This is a genomic window from Janthinobacterium sp. GW821-FHT03C08, assembly GCF_059420905.1.
This window is the reverse complement of sequence record NZ_JBWKUP010000009.1, coordinates 209,222-224,114: the sequence shown is the minus strand read 5'-3', so window position 1 is coordinate 224,114 and position 14,893 is coordinate 209,222. Positions and strand designations below refer to the sequence as shown.

General features: G+C 66.3%; 14 protein-coding genes. 9 read left to right on the top strand and 5 right to left on the bottom strand.

Features of this window, described 5'->3' with window-relative positions; all coding sequences use genetic code 11:
- Window positions 1-48: 48 nt before the first annotated feature.
- Entirely contained in the window at window positions 49-801 is a 753-nt protein-coding gene (locus tag AC07VL_RS15045; protein ID WP_494806579.1) for an SDR family oxidoreductase, read from the top strand.
- Here the strand turns inward: AC07VL_RS15045 and AC07VL_RS15040 are convergent.
- Window positions 798-1,697 (bottom strand): LysR substrate-binding domain-containing protein, encoded by a 900-nt coding sequence (locus AC07VL_RS15040; RefSeq protein ID WP_494806578.1) that lies wholly within the window; start codon window positions 1,695-1,697, stop codon window positions 798-800. The two genes, AC07VL_RS15045 and AC07VL_RS15040, sit on opposite strands and share 4 nt — an antisense overlap.
- Before the next feature lie 112 nt (window positions 1,698-1,809).
- On the opposite strand from AC07VL_RS15040, the gene AC07VL_RS15035 reads away from it, so the two are divergent.
- Complete coding sequence (locus tag AC07VL_RS15035; RefSeq protein ID WP_494806577.1) at window positions 1,810-3,078, top strand: MFS transporter; 1,269 nt, start codon at window positions 1,810-1,812, stop codon at window positions 3,076-3,078.
- On the opposite strand, the gene AC07VL_RS15030 is transcribed toward AC07VL_RS15035, so the two are convergent.
- Complete coding sequence (locus tag AC07VL_RS15030; RefSeq protein ID WP_494806576.1) at window positions 3,075-3,734, bottom strand: helix-turn-helix transcriptional regulator; 660 nt, start codon at window positions 3,732-3,734, stop codon at window positions 3,075-3,077. The genes AC07VL_RS15035 and AC07VL_RS15030 overlap by 4 nt on opposite strands.
- Before the next feature lie 125 nt (window positions 3,735-3,859).
- On the opposite strand from AC07VL_RS15030, the gene AC07VL_RS15025 reads away from it, so the two are divergent.
- From AC07VL_RS15025 to AC07VL_RS15005, 5 genes are read left to right on the top strand one after another with little or no spacing between them, the layout of a single operon-like run.
- Entirely contained in the window at window positions 3,860-4,342 is a 483-nt protein-coding gene (locus tag AC07VL_RS15025; protein WP_494806575.1) for a DUF2165 family protein, read from the top strand.
- A 56-nt stretch (window positions 4,343-4,398) separates the two neighbouring features.
- Window positions 4,399-5,499 carry an efflux RND transporter periplasmic adaptor subunit gene (locus AC07VL_RS15020; RefSeq protein ID WP_494806574.1) on the top strand — a complete coding sequence of 367 codons (1,101 nt, stop codon included), beginning with the start codon at window positions 4,399-4,401 and terminating at the stop codon, window positions 5,497-5,499.
- Window positions 5,500-5,514: 15 nt separating this feature from the next.
- Window positions 5,515-8,607: a MexW/MexI family multidrug efflux RND transporter permease subunit gene (locus AC07VL_RS15015; protein WP_494806573.1), complete on the top strand. Its 3,093-nt coding sequence runs from the start codon at window positions 5,515-5,517 to the stop codon at window positions 8,605-8,607.
- Window positions 8,604-9,992, top strand: a complete 1,389-nt coding sequence (locus AC07VL_RS15010) for an efflux transporter outer membrane subunit (RefSeq protein ID WP_494806572.1) — start codon at window positions 8,604-8,606, stop codon at window positions 9,990-9,992. The genes AC07VL_RS15015 and AC07VL_RS15010 overlap by 4 nt, the downstream gene beginning before the upstream one ends.
- Window positions 9,993-10,017: 25 nt before the next feature.
- On the top strand, window positions 10,018-10,593 hold the full coding sequence (locus AC07VL_RS15005) for a DUF1349 domain-containing protein (protein ID WP_494806571.1): 576 nt from the start codon (window positions 10,018-10,020) through the stop codon (window positions 10,591-10,593).
- A 25-nt stretch (window positions 10,594-10,618) separates the two neighbouring features.
- Here AC07VL_RS15005 and AC07VL_RS15000 read toward each other — a convergent pair whose 3' ends face one another.
- From AC07VL_RS15000 to AC07VL_RS14990, 3 genes are all read right to left on the bottom strand, one after another.
- Window positions 10,619-10,930 (bottom strand): hypothetical protein, encoded by a 312-nt coding sequence (locus AC07VL_RS15000; RefSeq protein ID WP_494806570.1) that lies wholly within the window; start codon window positions 10,928-10,930, stop codon window positions 10,619-10,621.
- A 112-nt stretch (window positions 10,931-11,042) separates the two neighbouring features.
- On the bottom strand, window positions 11,043-11,453 hold the full coding sequence (locus tag AC07VL_RS14995) for a DUF4440 domain-containing protein (RefSeq protein WP_494806569.1): 411 nt from the start codon (window positions 11,451-11,453) through the stop codon (window positions 11,043-11,045).
- Window positions 11,450-12,871, bottom strand: a complete 1,422-nt coding sequence (locus tag AC07VL_RS14990) for an MFS transporter (protein WP_494806568.1) — start codon at window positions 12,869-12,871, stop codon at window positions 11,450-11,452. Before AC07VL_RS14990 ends, AC07VL_RS14995 begins: the two co-directional genes overlap by 4 nt.
- Window positions 12,872-12,998: 127 nt before the next feature.
- Here AC07VL_RS14990 and AC07VL_RS14985 point away from each other — a divergent pair, with 127 nt between their 5' ends.
- Both AC07VL_RS14985 and AC07VL_RS14980 read left to right on the top strand, forming a co-directional pair.
- Entirely contained in the window at window positions 12,999-13,901 is a 903-nt protein-coding gene (locus AC07VL_RS14985; protein ID WP_494806567.1) for a LysR family transcriptional regulator, read from the top strand.
- A gap of 138 nt (window positions 13,902-14,039) precedes the next feature.
- On the top strand, window positions 14,040-14,879 hold the full coding sequence (locus tag AC07VL_RS14980) for a hypothetical protein (RefSeq protein WP_494806566.1): 840 nt from the start codon (window positions 14,040-14,042) through the stop codon (window positions 14,877-14,879).
- The last annotated feature ends 14 nt before the right edge of the window (window positions 14,880-14,893 follow it).

The following is a 14,893-nucleotide window of genomic DNA, read 5'->3' as shown; positions in this document are numbered from 1 at the left end:
TGATCGATGTCATCCGCAGCACTCTGCTGCCTTCACAGGGAACCCATCATGAGTCAAGCTATTGCAGGGAAAGTCGTCGTCATCACCGGTGCCAGCAGCGGCCTGGGCGAAGCCACCGCGCGCCACCTGGCTGCATTGGGCGCCTGCGTCGTGCTCGGTGCGCGCCGTATGGATTTGCTCAATACCATCGCCGAGGACATCACGGCCGCCGGCGGCCAGGCCGCCATTGCCCAGACCGACGTCACAGTACCGGCCGACGTCAAGAATCTGATCGACACGGCGCTGGCCGTGTTCGGCAAGGTCGATGTGATGATCAACAATGCGGGGCTGATGGCCATCGCGCCGATGAGCGCCTTGAAGGTCGATGAATGGAACAACATGATCGATATCAATATCAAAGGCGTGCTCAACGGCATCGCCGCCGTCCTGCCGCATTTCCAGGCGCAGAACAGCGGCCACTTCATCAATATCTCGTCGGTGGCGGGGCTGAAGGTCTTCAGCCCGGGCGGCACCGTCTACAGCGGCACCAAGTTTGCCGTCAGCGCCATTTCGGAAGGCTTGCGCCACGAGCTGGCGGCCAGCGGCGGCACCATCCGCACCACCGTCATTGCACCGGGCGCCGTCGACACGGAATTGAGCCAGGGCAGCAGCCACGCCGAGAGCGCCAAGGCCGTCAAGGAGTTCTACCAGATCGCCATTCCCGCCGCGTCAGTGGCGCGCGCCATCGCGTATGCGATCGAGCAGCCGGCCGACGTCGATATCAATGAGATCGTGCTGCGCCCCACGGCGCAGGCGTTTTAAGCAGCATCCTGTTGCAGCGACTCGATGATCAGGCTGGCCAGGCGCTCGACGGGCGGCCTGGAGACCGTTGAAGCGCGCAGCAATTCCAGCGACAGCGGGGGCAGGGCGGGCAAGCCCGCCTCCACGTGATCGAGCGCGCACACGGTCGAGGGCAAGCCCAGGCTAGTACGCACCGTCACGCCCAGCCCGGCGGCGGCCGCCGCCCACAGTCCCGCCAGGCTGGGACTGGTAAACGCCGTGCGCCAGGCGATGCCAGCCCCGTCGAGCGCCTGCGTGGCGCAGCGCTGGAACAGGCATTCGCGGTCGAACGTAATCAAGGGCAAAGGCTCGCCCGACTCGGGCCGCCAGGCCAGGCTGGACGAGGCGATCCAGCGCATGGACGGTTCGGCAATATGCTGGCGCCGCTGCGGCGGATATTCGGCCACGTCGGCGATGCAGGCGCCGCCCCACAGCAGGGCCAGGTCCAGCTGCCCCATGGCCAGCCCTTCCATCAGGGCCGTGTTGCGCGCCACGTGCGCCTCGATGCGCACCTTCGGATGCGCGCGCGCAAAACGCCCCAGCACGTCGGGCAGCAAGGCTTCGCCAAAATCCTCCTGCAGGCCCAGCCTGATCCAGCCTTCCAGTTCCGCGCCACGCAAGGCGACGGCCGCCTCGTCGTTGAGCTCCAGCAGGCGGCGCGCATAGCCGAGCAAGACCTCGCCCGTCGGCGTCAGCGCCAGCCCCCGGCCATCCTTGCGGAACAGGGGCACGCCCGCCTGCTCCTCGAGTTTTTTCAGCTGCGCGCTGACGGCCGAGGTGGAACGGCCCACCTTGCCGGCCGCGCGGGCAAAGCTGCCCAGCTCGATACCGGCCACATAGCTGCGCAGGAAGGACATGTCGAAATTGAGTGGGCTCATGGCGTCGCCTGGATCGTCCGGTTTTATGGGATGGTTCATATCAAATTATCTGATATTCAGAACGATCGTACTGCGCAACACTGTCAGGGTCAACCACTTTCCCCTCCTTGTCATGCACACTGCCTGCACCGCCGCCGCCACCGTTTCCCCGCCCGCGCTGGGCGCCTCGCACCGCTGGAAGGTGCTGGCCGTCGGCGTGGCGGCCAACGCCACTTTTTCCGCCGCCGCCAACGGCATGCCCACCACGGCCATCTGGCTGCGCAGCGGCTATCACCTGAGCAATACAGAACTGGGGGTGGCGCTGGGCGCCATGGGCTTGGGCGTGGCCCTGACCGAATTGCCATGGGGCATGGCCACGGACCGCTGGGGCGACCGCCCCGTGCTGCTGACCGGCTTGCTGGGCACCATGCTGGCCTTGCTGGCGCTGCTGCTGTGGATTACGCCCGCTGACGGGTCCGTGCCGCCCCTGTGGGCGCTGGCGGCGGGACTGGCGGCAGTCGGCGTGCTGGGCGGCAGCGTGAACGGCGCCAGCGGGCGCGCCGTGATGCGCTGGTTCGGCGCCGGCGAACGGGGGTTCGCCATGAGCATCCGCCAGACAGCCGTGCCCCTCGGTGGCGGCCTCGGCGCCCTCATCCTGCCCAGCCTGGCATCGCGCTACGGCTTTGTCCCCGTGTTTGGCGTCCTGGCCCTCGTATGCGCGCTGTCGGCGTTTTTTACGTGGCGCTGGATGCATGAGCCCGATTTCTCTGCCGAGGCCGCCACGGGGCCGCATAACGCGTCCACGGGGCTGTCTGGGGTCAAGCCGCCACCGCCGCTGCAAGGTCCACTCAAAAATCACAAAGTCTGGCGCATGGTGGCGGCCATCGGCTTGCTGTGCGTGCCGCAGTTTGCCGTGCTCAGCTACGCCACCGTCTTCCTGCACGACCATGGCCACCTGGGCCTGGCTGCCATCACGGCCGTGATGGTGGCCCTGCAGGCGGGCGCCATGGTGATGCGCCTCTGGAGCGGACGCCACACGGACCGCCACGGCAACCGGCCCGCCTATTTGCGCGGCTCGGCCCTGGTGGCGCTGGCGTCATTCATTTTGCTGGGATGTATCGCCTGGCTGGAGGCGCCTGGCTGGCTGCTGATGGGCGCCGTCATCATCGCCGGCATCGCCGTGTCCGCCTGGCATGGCGTGGCCTACACGGAGCTGGCGACGGAAGCGGGCGGCGCCAATGCGGGCACGGCCCTGGGCATGGCGAACACGGCCGTCTACGTGGGCCTGTTCCTCACGCCCATCGCCATCCCGCACGTGCTGGCGGCCAGCAGCTGGGCCGTCGTATGGTGGCTGGCGGGGCTGGTGGCGCTGGCCGCCCGGCCCCTGTTTCCCAAGCCTTAAGGCAGCGCCCTGATTCGATACACACAGCGCATCGCATTGGCCAGCACGTGCTGTTCGCGCACGATGCTGGCGCTTGGCCCCACCACTTCCTGGAACAGCTGCAATTCCGAGCGGCAAAAGCCCTGGCAGGTGCGCGCGGCGGCGCAGATGGGGCAGTGATCTTCGATCAGCAGCCAGTCGTCGCCATCCGCTTCCACGCGGGCCATATACCCCTCTTCATCGCGTACGGCGGCCAGTTGCTGCAAGCGCGTGGGCAAGTCCGGCGCCGAACACGCCAGGGCATACGCGCTGCGGCTTTCCTCTTCGCGCTGGGAAATTAGCTTGTCCAGCCCCGCCTCGCCGAACAGCTGGCGCACGGAGCCGATCAGCTTGATCGTCAGCTGCGCATGCGTGTCGGGAAAGCGCGCGTTGCCCGCTTTCGTCAAGACCCAGTTCTGGCGCGGCCGCCCGGCGCCCGCCTGCGCCTCCTGGCGTCCTTCGATCAGGCCCGCCGCCACCAGCTTTTGCACTTGCTGGCGCGCCGCCTCGCCCGTCATGTCCAGGGTCTTGGCCAGGGTCGCCGTGGAGACGGGTCCCTTGGTCTTGATGAAATACAGGATGCGCTCCGTCGTTTGCGGCGCCTCTTGATTATCCAAACGTTTACTTGTGTAATTCATTTCACTCAACTATCATGGGGCAAGTTAACCAACTAATTGCTTGCATAATAGGCCGGTAGCTCCCCGCTGTCGAGGAGTTTCCACGCCTGCATGCCGGCAAGGTACTCTTTTGACAGGATTTTCCCATGCAACTGTCTCACTCCATCTGGCTGTTTCACGCCATCCTCGCCACCGGCCTGGCCACCTGGCTGACCCTGGCCACCCTCAACAACCTGCACGCCTTCCACGGCGCCGTCTGGGCCATCGGCAACACCATGCGCATGGACCCGCTGCGCCAGGACCCGACCATCGAGACGCCGCTGCTGCGCCGCGCGCTCACGTCCCTGCTGCTGCACCGCCTGGCCTTGTTCACGGTGCTGGCGCTGCAGCTGCTGGCCGCCATCGCCGCCTGGACGGGCGTGGCCCTGTTCCTTGGCGCATCCCTGATGGAAGCGCTGCCCTGGCTGAACCTGGCCCTGTGCGCCATGGCCGCCTTTTTACTGCTGATGCACCTGGGCGGCCTGTGGTTCGGCTACTGGATCGCGCAGGAAGGCTTGCAGACGACGCACCTGGTGCTGCTGCTGTGGAGCATCGGCCTGTTCCTTCTTTTCAACGCGCAGCGGACCTGACCAGCCTCCGCTGCGCCTCTTCTTTTCTCCCTTTTACTGCTGTAAAGGACTTCATCATGCATACGAAAATCGTCGGCGCTTCCGCGCTGGCCATCGCCCTGGCCGTCGCCGGTGCCGCGCTATACCCACGCGCAGACTCCCATGCGGCCGATGCCGCCGCCACGCCCGCCACCAAGGTGGCGCTGGTGCCCGTCGTGCTGGGCACGCAGGAACGCTACTTCGCTGGCGTGGGCGAGCTGGAAGCGGCGCGCCAGGTGCAGGTGGCCGCCGAAACGGGCGGGCGCATCACGCACATCGCGTTTGAATCAGGCCAGCACGTGGCGGCCGGCGCCGTGTTGGTACAGCTGAATGACGCCCAGGAGCAGGCGGTGTTGTTGCGCCAGCGCGCGCAGCTGAAAAACGCGGAAAGCAGCCATGCCCGCACGGCGCAGATGGTCAGGGAAAAGGCGGCCACGCAGGAGCAGCTCGACAGCGCCCTGGCCGCGCGCGACGCGGCCCTGGGCGACGTGCGCCAGACGCAGGCCCTGATCGCACAAAAGACCATCCGCGCCCCGTTCGCGGGGCAGCTCGGCATCCGCAAGGTGCACCCTGGCCAGTACCTGAACGCGGGCGATACGCTGGCCAGCCTGATCGACACGAAGTCGCTGATGGTGAACTTCGCCCTCGATGAACAGAGCAGCGCGAAGCTGGCGCCAGGCCAGGCCGTGCAAGTGCTGGTGGACGCCTATCCGGGCAACGTTTTTACGGCCAGGATCAACGCCATCGACCCGCTCATCGCCCGTTCGCGCATGGTGCAGGTACAGGCGGCGCTGACAAATCCCCGCGGCGCCTTGCGGCCGGGCATGTATGCGAACGTGCGCGTGGCCCGCGAGGCCGGGCAGCAGCTGACGGTGCCGGAAACGGCCGTGACCTACAGCGCCTATGGCGACACGGTCTTCGTCGCGCAGCAGGAGGGAAAACAGCCGCTCACCGTCAAGCGAGTGGGCGTGAAACTGGGCGAGCGGGCAGGGGGCCGCGTGGCCATTGTCGACGGCTTGCGCGAGGGCCAGCGCGTGGTCGCTTCGGGCCAGCTGAAACTGGCCGACGGCATGGCCGTGCAGGCCGTCGCCAACACCCTCGATGAAGTCAAACGCGCCGCGCCCAAGACCGGCTCTTAAGGGAAGGCCACCACCATGAAATTGACCGATTTATTCGTGCGCCGCCCCGTGCTGGCGCTGGTGATCAGCACCCTGATTTTGATGCTGGGCGTGATCGCCCTCCTGCAACTGCCGATACGCCAGTATCCGATGCTCGAATCGTCCACCATCACCGTGAAAACCACGTATCCGGGCGCCTCGGCGGAACTGATGCAGGGTTTTGTCACGCAGCCGATTGCGCAAGCCGTGTCGTCGGTGGAAGGCATCGATTATCTGACCTCGTCGTCGGTGCAGGGCAGCAGCACGGTCACCGTGCGCATGGAACTGAACCGCGATTCCACGCAGGCGTTGACGGAAGTCATGGCCAAGGTCAACCAGGTGCGCTATAAATTGCCGGAGGGCGCTTTTGATCCCGTCATCGAGCGCTCGGCCGGCGATTCCTCGGCCGTCGCCTACGTGGGCTTTGCCAGCGAAAGCGTCTCGGCGCCCGCGCTGACGGACTACCTGGCGCGCGTGGTGCAGCCCATGTTCGCCACCATCGACGGCGTGGCGAAAGTCGACGTGTATGGCGGCCAGCAGCTGGCCATGCGTTTGTGGATCGACCCGGCCAAACTGGCGGCGCGGGGCTTGACGGCGGCCGACGTGGCCGCTGCCGTGCGGCGCAATAACTACCAGGCGGCACCGGGCAAGGTGAAGGGGCAGTTCGTCGTCGCCAACATCAGCGTCAATACGGACCTCACCAGCGTGGAACAATTCCGCGACATGGTCGTCAAGAAGGGCGGCGATGACAGCGCCGCCCTCGTGCGCCTGAAGGACGTGGGCACGGTGGAACTGGGCGCGGCCGCGACGGAAACGAGCGGCATCATGGATGGCGTGCCGGCCGTGTATCTGGGCCTGTCGCCCACGCCGGGCGGCAATCCGCTGGTGATCGTCGACGGCATCAAGAAACTGCTGCCTGAAATCCAGAAAACCCTGCCGCCCGGCGTGAAAGTCGAGCTGGCATTCGAGACGGCGCGCTTCATCCAGTCGTCCATCGACGAAGTGGCGCACACCCTGCTCGAAGCATTGCTGATCGTCGTCATCGTCATCTACCTGTGCATGGGTTCCCTGCGCTCCGTGCTCATTCCCGTCGTGACGATCCCCCTGTCGATGCTGGGCGCGGCGGCGCTGATGCTGGCCTTCGGCTTCAGCATCAATCTGCTCACCCTGCTGGCGATGGTGCTGGCCGTGGGCCTGGTGGTCGACGACGCCATCGTCGTGGTGGAAAACGTACACCGGCATATCGAGGAAGGCAAGACGCCCGTGGCCGCCGCCCTCGTCGGCGCGCGCGAGGTGGCCGGCCCCGTCATCGCCATGACGATCACCCTGGCGGCCGTGTATGCGCCGATCGGCATGATGGGGGGATTGACCGGCGCGCTGTTCAAGGAATTCGCGCTCACTTTGGCCGGCGCCGTGGTGGTGTCGGGCGTGGTGGCCCTGACCTTGTCGCCCGTGATGAGCTCCTTGCTGCTGCAGCCGAAACAATCGGAAGGGCGCATGGCGCGCGCCGCCGAGCATTTCTTCGAAGGTTTGACCAGCCGCTATGCGCGCCTGCTGGACCGCTCGCTGCACCACCGCTGGCTGAGCGCCGGTTTCGCCGCACTGGTGATGGTCAGTCTGCCGTTCTTGTACCTGCTGCCGCAGCGCGAACTGGCGCCGGCGGAAGACCAGGCCAGCGTCTTGACGGCGATCAAGGCGCCACAGCATGCCAACCTCGATTACGTGGAACGCTTCTCGTACAAGCTCGATGAGATTTATAAAAACGTGCCCGAAACGGCCTCGCGCTGGATCATCAACGGCGGCGAAGGTCCGGCGTCGAGCATCGGCGGCATCAACCTGACGCCGTGGGCCGAACGCGCGCGCAACGCGGCCGTCATCCAGGCCGAATTGCAGCACGCCGTGGGCGATGTGGAAGGCACCAGCATCTTTGCCTTCCAGCTGGCGCCCTTGCCGGGATCGAGCGGCGGCTTGCCCGTGCAAATGGTGCTGCGCAGCGCGCAGGATTACGCCACCCTGTTCCGCACCATGGAAGACGTCAAGCAGCGCGCGCGCGACAGCGGCCTGTTTGCCGTCGTCGACAGCGACCTCGATTACAACAACCCCGTCGTGAAAGTGCGCGTGGACCGCTCGAAGGCAAACAGCCTGGGCATCCGCATGCAGGACATCGGCGAATCGCTGGCCGTGCTGGTGGGCGAGAATTACCTGAACCGCTTCGGCATGGATGGCCGCGCGTATGACGTCATCGCGCAAAGCCCGCGCGAACAGCGACTCTCGGCGCAAGCCCTGACGCAGCAGTACGTGCGCGCCGACGATGGCAGCCTGCTGCCCCTGTCCGCCGTGGTGTCGGTGACGGAGCAGATCGAGCCGAACATGCTGACGCAGTTCAACCAGCAGAATGCGGCCACCTTCCAGGGCGTGCCGGCGCCGGGCGTGACCCTGGGCGACGCCGTCGCCTTCCTCGATGGCGTGGCGAAGACCCTGCCGCCGGGCTTCAGCTACGACTGGCAATCCGATGCGCGCCAGTTCGCCACGGAAGGCAATGCCCTGCTGCTGGCCTTCCTCGCGGCCGTCATCGTCATCTACCTGGTGCTCGCCGCCCAGTATGAAAGCCTGACGGACCCTTTGATCATCCTGATCACGGTGCCGCTATCGATTTGCGGCGCCCTGATTCCCCTGGCGCTGGGCTACGCCACCGTCAACATCTACACGCAGATCGGCCTCGTGACCCTGATCGGCTTGATCAGCAAGCACGGCATCCTGATGGTGGAATTTGCCAACGAATTGCAGGTGCATGAACAGCTGGACCGCATCAGCGCCATCCGCAAGGCGGCGCAGATCCGCTTGCGTCCTATCCTGATGACGACGGCGGCCATGGTGGTGGGCCTGGTGCCGCTGCTGTTCGCTTCCGGCGCGGGTGCCAACAGCCGCTTCGGCCTGGGCGTGGTAATCGTCTCGGGCATGTTGATCGGCACCTTCTTCACCCTGTTCGTGCTGCCCACCGTGTACACCTTTCTGGCCCGCCGCCACACGGCCGACCATGCCACGCCGCGCGCCCGCGATTTGTCGCAGGCGCTGAAGGAATCCCCATGAAAAATTACCGCTATTTCGTCTGCCTTTTCCCCGTGCTGGCCGGCTGCGCCGTCGGTCCCGCCTACGTCACGCCGGCCACGCCCGCCATCGCCCTGGCCAGCCCGCAGCAGGCGCAGTTTGCGCCAGGTCAAACGGCGGCCAGCAACGCCGCCTGGTGGACGTTTTTCGACGATGCACGGCTGTCGCAGCTGATCGCCAGCGCTTTGACGCACAACCTTGATATCGCGCAGGCGCAGGCGAATCTGCTGGCCGCGCGCGCCGTCTTCGACGAACGCCGCCTCGATGAACTTCCCACCGTCACGGGCCAGGCGGGATGGCAGCGCAGCATCCAGCAAGACACACCCGATAGCCGCGCCGCCAGCGCGCAGACGCGCTTGGGATTCGACGCGCAATGGGAGATCGACCTGTTCGGCCGCCTCGCGCATATTTCCCGCTCGGCGCAGGCGCGCGCCGGTGCCGCGCAGGCGGACTTGCGGCAGGCGCAGCTGACGATCGCCGCCGAGGTGGCGCGCAATTACTACGAGGCGCTGGGCTACCAGCAAAACCTGGCGCTGACGCAGGCGCAGGTGCAAAGCTGGCGCGACACGGTGGCATTGACCGACGCGCGCATCCGCGCCGGTAGCGGCTTGCCGGAAGAGCGCCACAACGCGCTGGCCAACCTGGCGCGCAGCGAGGCGGCCATTCCCCCCCTGCAGGCGGGCTTGCGTCAGGCGCAGTACCGGCTCGATGTCTTGAGCGGCCAAGCACCGGGCGCCATCGCCCTGGCGACGACACCGCGGCAACAGGCGCCGCTGGCGGGCCAGCTGCCCCTCGGCGACGTGAACCGGCTGATCAAGCAGCGGCCCGACGTGGTGCGCGCCGAGCGCCTGCTGGCCGCTTCCAGCGAAGACGTGGGTGCCGCCACGGCCGACCTGTATCCGCGCCTCAGTCTCGGCGGCTTTTTAGGCTTCTTCGCCCTGCGCGGCAGCGGCGTGTTCGACGGCGGCGCGCGCGCCTTCGAGGTGGCGCCCAGCGCCACGTATCCGGCCTTCCGCCTGGGCAGCGTGAAGGCACGCCTGCGCGGCACGCGGGCCGAGGCGCAGGGCGCGCTGGCGCGCTATGCACAAACGATGTTGTTGGCGCAGGAAGACGTGGAAAACGCCGTCACGCAGCTGGCTGAAAACCAGACGCGTCTCGCGTCACTGCTGGAATCGGCGCGCCACGGCAACGCGGCACTCGGCATCGCCACGACGCGCTACCAGGGCGGCGCAGGCAGCTACCAGGCGGTGCTGGAAAACCAGCGCGCCTTGTACGATATCCGGCGCGAAGCGCTGCTGGCGGAAACGGCGTCCTACATCGATGCAATCGCCCTGTACAAGGCGCTGGGATGGGGGCAAACTATGTAGCATTTTTTGCTTACGAGGAGATGCGATGTTCACGCAAGGAAGCTGGCTCAATCCACCGGAAAACTGGTCCGCCGACGGCGCGCAATTGCGCGTGACGACGGATGAAAAAACGGATTTCTGGCGCAAGACTTCCTATGGTTTTATCCGCGACAGCGGCCACTTCTTCGGCACGAACATCGCCGGCGATTTTACGGCGCAGCTGCACGTGGCGGCGCAGTACTCCGCGCTGTACGACCAGGCCGGCATGATGGTGCGCATCGACGAGCAGAACTGGATCAAGTGCGGCGTCGAATTTTCCGACGGCCAGCTGCTGTTGAGCAGCGTATTGACCTTGGACAAATCGGATTGGGCCGTCAGCATCGCGCCCGCCATGCCGGACGGTTTCTGGCTGCGCGTGACGGTGGAAAAGGGCGTCATCCGCGTGCAGTATTCCACCGACGGCCAGCGCTGGCCGCTGCTGCGCCTGGCGCCGTTTCCCGAGGCCCCCCGCTACCGCGTCGGGCCCATGTGCTGCACGCCGGAACGCGGGGGCCTGGAGGTGGTGTTTTCGCAGTTTTCCACCGGTCCCGCGCTGCAAAAAGCGCTACATGATTTAAGCTGATTTTCCAGCATGGAATCACCGCGGTTCATTCGTGCTGGTTGAGCGAGCGGTGCACGTCCTTCGACTCGTTGCGCCCCGGCCTGTCGTCGGCCAGTTTGCCCGCTTCGCTGTGCGGCTGCTGGGCAACGCCCTTGACGTGGTCGCGGTGTTCCGGCTGGCCCAGGGTGGGCAGGTTTTCCTGCTCCACGGCGTCGGGCCCGCCCTGCGGCGTGATCACGTTATTGGCCCAGTGGCCGCTGGCGACGTTGCCGCTGGCAGGCTTGCCGCCATCGTCGTTGGCGGCATCGCTGCCGTCGCTGCGGCCCGGCTCTGCCGGCTTGGTCGGACTCTCGTTCATCACGCTTCTCCTGTGTATGGTCGATAAAATCCCATATTGAGCCGATAATTCCGCCTGCGCAGCCGGCGCGCGGCTTGCCTGCCTGTAGGAAAATGCCGCGCATCTTGCCGTTTTATTCGCCCGCCGCTGCCGTCCACGTCTCGTGCAAATGGCGCCACAGCAGCTCGCCGGCAGGCGTTTTTTCATACACGACGGTGGACAATCGCTCCGTGCTGTCACCGCCGGGCAGGCACTGGAATTCGCGGTAGGAGACGGTGGCGCCAGCGGCGCTTTCCTGGATCAGCACGAGGTCGGCAATACGCATCTGCAAGCCCGCGCGGCTGCCGCCGGCGGCCTGGAAAAACGCCGCCAATCCGGCCGCATCGAGCTGCTTGCCGCCGGGCGAAATCATCGTGAAATCAGGGGAAAAACGCGCCAGCAATGCGGCACAGTATTCGGGCGCCGTGGCGTCGCCGCCGAGCCATTCCCGGATCATCACATGGGTGGCCAGCACGTCGTCAAAACAGCGGTTCGTTTCGTTCATTTTTTAGCTTCCTGGGGGTGAGAAAAAAGGGCCAGCACGGCGCGGTTGTCTATGCGCGCGCACAGCACCAGCGGCAGCACGCACGAGCACGCGGCGAGGGCAAAACACCAGTGAAACACCTGCGCCGCGCGTGCCTGCTGGGCGGGGTCGTCCAGCGTCGCAATGCCGCGTGCCGCCAGCAGGCTGTTGAGCAGTACGCCGAGCAGGGCGACGCCCAGGCAAAAGCCCAGCTGGCGGTTGATATTCCACACGGCGCTGGCCTGGCTCAGCTGTCCATCCGGCGTGCGCAAAAAGGCCGTGCTTTGCGCCGTGCTGCTGCACAAGCCGCCGCCAAACCCCATCACGGCGTACGCGCCGGCCAGCCAGAATAACTGGCCTGCGGAGTCCACCCGCAGCAGCATCAGCATGCCCGCCGCCTGCAGCAGCGCGCCAGCGATAAACAACGGCTGCGGACCCACGCGGCGATAACTTTTGCCCGTCAGCGCAATGGCGCCAAACGAGGCCAGGGCCCACGGCAGCATCAGCGCGCCCGCCGCCGAGGCGGACATGACCAGCACGCCCTGCAGGTACAGCATGGCCAGCAGGCTCACGCCCATGAACACGCCGGGCACCAGCAGGTACATCAGCATGGAGACGCGCAGCAGGGGTTCGGCAGCCAGGCGCAGGTTGAGCAGGGGTGCGGACTTGCGCAAGGCGCCGCGCACGTACACCCGGGCGCACACGGCGCCCAGCGCCAGCACGCCGGCGCCGGCCCAGGCATCACCCGGCGTGCCCAGCATGGTCAGGCCCAGCAACAGCAGCAGGATGGCCACGCAGCCCACCAGCAGGCCGCCCGCGTCGAGCCGGGGCACGGCCGCGCGGGGCGGGTCGGGACGCAGCCAGCAGGCAGCCAGCAGCAGCGCCAGGGCGGCAAACGGCACGTTCAGATAGAAGATCGCCCGCCACGACAGGCTGTCGACGATCACGCCGCCCAAGGCCGGCGACAGGGCCGGCGCCAGCAAGCCCACCAGCATGATGACGGACGACAGGCCGGGCCGCTCCGCGGGAGGGTACAGCTGGTAGGTCATGCTTTGTCCCAGCGGGATGAGCAAGCCGCCGCCCAGGCCCTGCACGCAGCGCCAGGCGATCAGCGCCTCGATCGACGGCGCCAGGCCGGCGCCCACGCTGGCGAATAAAAAAGTTAGCAACGAGGCCATAAACACGGTTTTGCTGCCATAATAGGCAGCAAGCCACGCGCTGGCGGGAATGACGATGGTCAGGCCGAGGATGTAGCCGGTACTGATCCAGGCCAGCTGCGCCACCGATGCGTGCAGGGCACGGCCGATGTCGGGGTAGGCCACGCTGGTGATGAACATGTTGATCAGGTCAACGAAAAACCCCAGCAGATAGATGGCGGCGACCTTTTTGCGGTAGTCCATGGTGCTCCGAATGGCAAACGGCCAGCTTAAACGCCACACGCCATTTGCGTAACGGGCCAGCCCCGATTACACTGTCAAATAAATTTTGACAAACTCCCCTAACCCGCATGTATCCTCATATTTATTTATGATCAGTCTCGACCGCCTGGGTATTTTCATCGCCATCGTCGACGCCGGCTCGCTGACGGCTGCCGCCGCCGTCCTGGGCCAGAGCAAGGCCGTCGTCAGCTTTAACTTGAAACAGCTGGAAGCGGAGCTGGGCGTGTCGCTGCTCACGCGCAGCACGCGCAGCCTGGCCCTGACGGACGTGGGGCGGCGTTTTTATGAGGATTGCCAGCGCGTGCTGAGCGAAGCGCACGGCGCCATCGAAACGGCGCGCCAGGGCCACCAGGGCTTGCGCGGCACGCTGCGCCTGACCACCACCGTCGAATATGGCAACCGCACGGTGATTCCCGCGCTGATCGCCTTTGCCGCCGCCCACCCGCAGCTGCAGATCCAGCATTCGTCGTCGTCCTCGCACGAAGACCTGATCGCCGGGCGCTACGACCTGGCCATCCGCATGGGCTCGCTCAACGATTCGAGCTACCGCGCCGCGCTGATCGAGCCGTACGCCATCTGGCCCGTCGCCTCGCCCGCCTACCTGGCCAGCCTGCCCGGCGCGGGTATCGCCACCCTGGACGCGCTGCAGCGCGCGCGCTGGCTGGCGCACAGCCGCCTCGCTTCGCCGCTGCGCTGGGACGTGCAGACGCCGGACGGCCCCGCCGCCTTCTCCGCACAGGACGACGCCGTCATCCATTCCGACTCCGCCTCGGCCCTGCTGGGCTTTGCCCTGGGCGGTTGCGGCGTGGCCCTGCTGCCGCAGTGGCAGGTGGAAGCGGAGGTGCGCGCGGGGCGCCTGCGCCACCTGCTGCCGGACGTGGTCTTCCCCGGGCAGGGCGTGTATGCCGTGTATGCAAACACCCAGCATATCCCGGAAAAAGTACGCGCCTTCATCGATTTCCTGCGCGCCTTTGTCGGCACGACAGACTGAGGTTTCACGTGGCGCCAGGGTGCCGATTCACGCAGTAAACAGTTGTTGAACAAAACGATTTCCAAGGGGCAAACGGGCGCCCCTTTCGTTTTTCACGGCCTACACTGAAAGGACGTTGTTCACCGATTGGAGACCATCATGGCACACACTTTGGCAGCAGTTTTCGCGCAGCGCGACATGGCCGAGCATGCGCGGCAAGACTTGATCACGGCAGGATTTCCCAGCGCCAACATCCGCCTGCACGAGGCGGGCCGCGACGCTGCCGCCGTCACGGACGACGCCCGCCGTGACGAGGGCGACAGCCTGCTCGACAGCGTCAAGCATTTCTTTACGGACCTGTTCGGCAGCCACGCCGACCGCCACATCTACGCAGAAGCCGTGCGCCGCGGCCACGTCGTGCTGACCCTGGAAGAGGCCAGCGATGCCGATATCCAGCGCGCCACCGACCTCGTCGAGCGCTACGCCCCCATCGATATCGACGCGCACGCGGAGCACTGGCGTTCCAGCGGCTGGCCCGGCGCCGCAGCCTCCGCACCGGGCGACAGCGGCCAGCGCCAGGGCGCCAGCATGCAGTCGGGCGCGCCGTCGCCACAAGGCACGGCCGCCGGCAATATGAACCAGCAAACCTCGTCGTCGTCGCAGTTTGCCGGCAGCATGCCGCAGGAAGGGGGGCGCGGCAGCGCCACCGTGCGCCACTATCCCGGCACCGTCAACCTGCCGCGCACCAGCGACGACGACGAGCAGGATTACCAGGTGCACTGGCGCAGCCAGTATGCGGCCAGCGGCGCGCGCTTCGAGGATTACGACCCCGCCTACCGCTATGGCCACTCGATGGCGGGCAGCGACAGCTACCGGGGGCAAAGCTGGGAGCAGGTGGAAGCCGAATTGCGCAGCAACTGGGAACACACCTATCCCCAATCGGCGTGGGAAGACTTCAAGGCGGCCGTCAGGCATGGCTGGGAGCGCGTGACATCCTGACGCGCGCCGGGGCG

Bases quoted from the DNA above. Each gene is read 5' to 3' on its own strand.
- AC07VL_RS15045 (WP_494806579.1), top strand. From the start codon at position 49: ATGAGTCAAGCTATTGCAGGGAAAGTCGTCGTCATCACCGGTGCCAGC.
- AC07VL_RS15040 (WP_494806578.1), bottom strand. From the start codon at position 1,697: ATGAGCCCACTCAATTTCGACATGTCCTTCCTGCGCAGCTATGTGGCC.
- AC07VL_RS15035 (WP_494806577.1), top strand. From the start codon at position 1,810: ATGCACACTGCCTGCACCGCCGCCGCCACCGTTTCCCCGCCCGCGCTG.
- AC07VL_RS15030 (WP_494806576.1), bottom strand. From the start codon at position 3,734: ATGAATTACACAAGTAAACGTTTGGATAATCAAGAGGCGCCGCAAACG.
- AC07VL_RS15025 (WP_494806575.1), top strand. From the start codon at position 3,860: ATGCAACTGTCTCACTCCATCTGGCTGTTTCACGCCATCCTCGCCACC.
- AC07VL_RS15020 (WP_494806574.1), top strand. From the start codon at position 4,399: ATGCATACGAAAATCGTCGGCGCTTCCGCGCTGGCCATCGCCCTGGCC.
- AC07VL_RS15015 (WP_494806573.1), top strand. From the start codon at position 5,515: ATGAAATTGACCGATTTATTCGTGCGCCGCCCCGTGCTGGCGCTGGTG.
- AC07VL_RS15010 (WP_494806572.1), top strand. From the start codon at position 8,604: ATGAAAAATTACCGCTATTTCGTCTGCCTTTTCCCCGTGCTGGCCGGC.
- AC07VL_RS15005 (WP_494806571.1), top strand. From the start codon at position 10,018: ATGTTCACGCAAGGAAGCTGGCTCAATCCACCGGAAAACTGGTCCGCC.
- AC07VL_RS15000 (WP_494806570.1), bottom strand. From the start codon at position 10,930: ATGAACGAGAGTCCGACCAAGCCGGCAGAGCCGGGCCGCAGCGACGGC.
- AC07VL_RS14995 (WP_494806569.1), bottom strand. From the start codon at position 11,453: ATGAACGAAACGAACCGCTGTTTTGACGACGTGCTGGCCACCCATGTG.
- AC07VL_RS14990 (WP_494806568.1), bottom strand. From the start codon at position 12,871: ATGGACTACCGCAAAAAGGTCGCCGCCATCTATCTGCTGGGGTTTTTC.
- AC07VL_RS14985 (WP_494806567.1), top strand. From the start codon at position 12,999: ATGATCAGTCTCGACCGCCTGGGTATTTTCATCGCCATCGTCGACGCC.
- AC07VL_RS14980 (WP_494806566.1), top strand. From the start codon at position 14,040: ATGGCACACACTTTGGCAGCAGTTTTCGCGCAGCGCGACATGGCCGAG.